The following is a 4,415-nucleotide window of genomic DNA, read 5'->3' as shown; positions in this document are numbered from 1 at the left end:
CGTCGAACGGCTCGCACTACTGGCCATGCACCCACCGGGACCGAGAGGTCACAACCCTACTCGAGAGGGCTGCACAAAGGATGGTCCTCTAATGAGCGCGCGCCACGTCCAACCGGTGACGGTTCCAGTTATCCGACGTTGACCGGCCAACCCCTCCCGGCAGTTGTTCCGCCATCGCGAGCACACGGTCGGGCCGGTCCGCGACCATCTGGTTCTCGATCGCTTTCAACCTCACCGTCAGCGGCCCGAACGTGCCCCATCCCCGCAGGTGATCGGTCACCTCGGTGCCGACCGCGACACCCGCAGTCTGAGCGAGCCGCGCGAACTCCCGGGCTTCCTCGGGCCGGTTGTTGCGGGCCGCCGCGGCGGACGCACGCAGAAGCAGCCACCCCCACGCCGCCAGCTCCTGACGCGTCGCCGAGGAGACACGCGGCTCCACCTCATCGGCCGTGCTCGCGGCGACCTGTTCTGCTTCGTCCAACGCCCCTGGCGCAACAGGATCCACGCCTGACCGATGATCGCCGACGCGGCGTTCAACCGATCCCCGACCGCCACAGCGTCCCGCACAGCGTCTGTGAGCGCCATGTGCGCGAGGTCATAGGCCCGTACCTGAGTGAGGTACCGGCCCGCCATCTGCAGCACCTCAGATCGGATCCTCAGCGCGGTGTCGTGTTCGGGGCCCGTGGTGAAGTGGTCAACCGCAGTGTGGGTGGACTTGACCAACTCGGGGAGCAGTTCGCCCATGGCCGGATATTTGTCGCGGTGGTAAGCGATCGCTGACGCTTCCGCAGCGGCCCGCAACCGGTCCAGGTCGGGCTCCTCGTCGGCCTGGTCAACGTCCAGCCGACCGCTGAGCGTCATGGCCGGGGAGATGGCTTGACGAAGAGCGAGCAGGTCGAGCTTGGCATCGTCCGCGTTCGGGTTCTGGCGTGGGCCAGACGACTCGAACAGAACGGAGGTCGTGACCTTCAAAGCCCGGGCGAGCGCGTGATAGGTCTCGACGCGGGCGGTACCTCCGCGCTCGATCTTCTTGATAACGCCGATGCTGAGTCCGGCGCGTTCGGCGAGGGCTTCTTGAGTGAGGCCACGGTGGCGGCGGAGTTCGCGTAGCCGGTCGCCCGCGGAGGTATCGTCCACGTGTGGGTCCCGCTTCTTCCTGATGGGGGCGCACCATCAGCGTAGAGCGGGACCCTTGTGGTGTCAGGGGCGCGATCAAGCCGTGATTACCAGATCGCTCGTCCTCGGTCGCCCCAGGCGGGCCGTCGCGATGGTGCTCACGCGGTTCTCCTCCGGCGGCCACAGGTTCGAGCTTCGCCGAGCAGGCCGCAAAACCCGTTCACGGCCCTACTCGACGGCGGCCAGGAGTTACCTTCCCCTGCTGGGACCAAAGGATGGGACCGGGCCTCGTGGACGCCTCGGTCTCCCCGCCCCTTGGTCTGGCCGGAGTCGCATGGCACCAGCCGCGCCGCCCCCTCCCCCGCATCTGGCAGCACACTGGCGTAGCGTCCGCGGTCAACGCGATGCTGATAGGACCCAGCCCCACCGGCACCACTTTCACGCGTGCCCCTGCCCGGAGACCGAACCCAACAACTGGTCGGCGCACGGGAGTGACGGGAGGCGATCCCGGCACCCACCAAACCCTCACCCCACACCCAACGCCAGAGAACGGCACGATGAGTAGCCTGGCCGGATACGGCCAACACCCTCCACACCCCACATCACCGTCCGGATTCTGCGATCGTAGAAACCCGCCCCATACCCCTGTTCCCCTGGAGGAGACCGGCGTGGAACTGCGCCTGACCGACGCCGTCCGAACGTTGCGCGAGGAACTGACCGAGGCCGTCGCAGAGGCCGAAGCCCACAGCCCCGACCTCACCTTCGACGTCGGCCCCGTGACCATGGACTTCGAGGTCCAGTTCCGCGCCGACGCCAAAGCCAAAGGCAAACTCTCCGCGTGGATCGCCTCCGGAGAGGTCGAAGCCGGTGCGAGCCGGGCCCGCACCCACCGGGTGTCCTTCACCCTCACCCCCCGCCACAAGAACACCCCCAACGGCGACGTGTCCATCACCAGCACCAACCAGGCCACCGGCACCGGGGACCGGTCCAAGCACATCGGACGCTGACCACCCAGCCCCGCATCCCCGTTGACCGCTCACCATTCAGGAAGTGCCGATGCCCACGGCCGCGCACATCGCCCGCGTTGAAAGCCCCACAGGGGCCGGGTCGGGGTGTGTGATCGCACCCCGGCTCGTGTTGACCTGCGCCCACGTGGTCCCTCACGTCGACGGCGAGGTGTCGCTGTCCACCCCCGCAGGCACCGCCACCGACGAGCAGACCTACACCGGCCGGGTGGTGTGGCGGGGCACCCCCCACGGGCGCGATGACGCCGCCCTGGTCGAGGTCACCGACCCGACCTGGACGGCCCCACCGGTCCGTACGCGGTGGGGGCGGCTGGTCACCGACCGCCCCGGCATCTCCTGCCACACCTGGGGCTACCCCGACCTGGTCCAACGCCAGGGACGTCCGGTGGAGACCTCCCAACCCTCAGGGACCATCAACCCCGGCAACCGCATGATCGGTGACCGCTACGTCCTGGACATCACCACCCACCCACCCCGCTGGGAGCAGGACGGGTCACGTGGGGCGGGCTGTCCGGGGCCGCGTTGGTGTGCGAGGGTCTGGTGGTGGGGGTGGTGGCCACGACCCCGCCCACCGAGCCCACGCCAGCCTGGAGGCTGTTCCCGCCTACGCGCTCCACCACGACCCGGCTTCCGAGCCGTCCTGGCCGATCACGACGTGTCCGTGGTGTTGGAGCCGGTCGAGCTCGCCCACCTGGCCCACACCCCACGCACACACCACCGTCCCTCCCCCGCCTCGCTGTTGGAGGCCCACCGGAAGGTGGTGGACTTCCACGGCCGCGACGACACCATGGACACCCTCATCCGCTGGTGCGAGAGCAACGAAGCGCTGTCCGCGGTGGTGGTGCACGGGCCCGGCGGGCAGGGCAAGACCCGCCTGGGCCACGAACTCACCGCACACCTGGCCCACCCCGACACCCCCGGGCGGCGCTGGGCCACCGTGTGGGTCAAGGACACCACCACCGCCGAAGAGCTGGCACCGGTCACAGACACCACGGTTCCTCTGCTGCTGGTGGTGGACTACGCCGAGACCCGCACCACACAACTGAGGCGCCTGCTGGAGTTGTGCGACCGTCCCCCGGGCAGTGCCCCCATCCGGCTGCTGTTGCTGGTGCGCACCGTGGGCGAGTGGTGGGAACAGGTCAACACCACCACCGGCCACCTGCTGGCCGACATCACCCGACAGATCCCGCTGCCCCCGCTGGCCCCTCGCACGGTCGACCGGGCCCGCGAGTACCGCACCGCCCTGGGCCACCTCGCCGCCGCCCTGCCCACGGCCCGCACACCCACCCCGGCCGACTGGGACCAGGTCGCGGCCGACCTACCCGACCCCGACCTGTCCGGGCCCGGGTGGGACACCGTGCTGAGCGTGCACATGCGCGCCCTAGCCGACCTGCTGGACACCACCCAACCCCCCACCACCACCCCCGACAGCGCGGTCGAGGGCCGGGTCCTGGCCCACGAGTACCGGTACTGGACCCACACCGCCACCGCCCACCAACTGGACGAAGCCGAACTCCAACACCCGCTGCGGGACGTGCTGGCCCTGGCCTTCACCCTCACCCCGGCCGGCATCGAGGAAGCCGACCACCTCCTAGACAACGTGACGGTGCTGAAAGGGCAGACCACCGCCCGCAAGCACCAGATCCGCCGATGGATCAACAGCCTGTACCCCACCGGCGAGGCCGGTGTGTGGGGACGGTTGCAACCCGACCGGCTCCTGGAGTACTTCCTGGGCACGCGTCTCCACACCAACCCCGCCCTGTTCGACCCCCACCTGAACACCATCACCGTTGCGGACGCTGAGCGGCTGGTGACCCTGTACACCCGCGCCGCCGCGCACCCCGCCCTACCCGGCCTGGGCACGCACCTGACCGCGTTGTGCGCGCGCCACATCCGCGCCCTGGGGCCAGCGGCTGTTGACGTGGCCACCCAGGCGGAGAACCCCGGCCCGCTCCTGCGGGCCCTGGAACAGACCACAGCCGACACCGCGACCCCTATCGAGGTCCTTGCGCAGCTCAGCGCTGCTCTTCCCCACTTCAGCCACCGGCTGGCCGAATGGGCCGGGCAGGTGAGTGACCGCATGGTCAAAGCCCGTCGGGAACAAGCCGCGAAGGACCCCGACGCTTTCCTGCCCGACCTCGCCCTGTCCCTGAACAGCCAAGCCATCCGCCTGGCGGGCCTGGGGCGGCGCGAGGAAGCCCTGGAGGCCATCACCGAGGCCGTCGAGCTCTGCCGCACCCTGGCCCAGCAACGCCCCGACGCCTACCTACCCGA

General features: G+C 69.7%; 3 protein-coding genes and 1 pseudogene. 2 read left to right on the top strand and 2 right to left on the bottom strand.

All coding sequences use genetic code 11. The features are described from left to right. Positions 1-88: 88 nt before the first annotated feature. Both BJF83_RS28190 and BJF83_RS28185 read right to left on the bottom strand, forming a co-directional pair. The gene (locus BJF83_RS28190; protein ID WP_262391220.1) at positions 89-481 is read right to left on the bottom strand and encodes a hypothetical protein; all 393 of its coding nucleotides are present in this window, start codon (positions 479-481) and stop codon (positions 89-91) included. 530 nt (positions 482-1,011) lie between these two features. Continuing rightward, positions 1,012-1,137: pseudogene (locus BJF83_RS28185) on the bottom strand (helix-turn-helix domain-containing protein); the annotation flags it as partial. 647 nt (positions 1,138-1,784) lie between these two features. On the opposite strand from BJF83_RS28185, the gene BJF83_RS01030 reads away from it, so the two are divergent. Next, positions 1,785-2,123 carry a trypco2 family protein gene (locus BJF83_RS01030; protein WP_075924809.1) on the top strand — a complete coding sequence of 113 codons (339 nt, stop codon included), beginning with the start codon at positions 1,785-1,787 and terminating at the stop codon, positions 2,121-2,123. A 49-nt stretch (positions 2,124-2,172) separates the two neighbouring features. Next, positions 2,173-4,415 (top strand): serine protease (locus BJF83_RS01025; RefSeq protein WP_143831737.1); only part of this gene is annotated, 2,243 nt, incomplete at its 3' end.

The sequence above is a fragment of the Nocardiopsis sp. CNR-923 genome, assembly GCF_001942255.1.
Taxonomy (GTDB): Bacteria; Actinomycetota; Actinomycetes; order Streptosporangiales; family Streptosporangiaceae; genus Nocardiopsis.
This window is presented reverse-complemented; position numbering and strand designations above follow the sequence as displayed.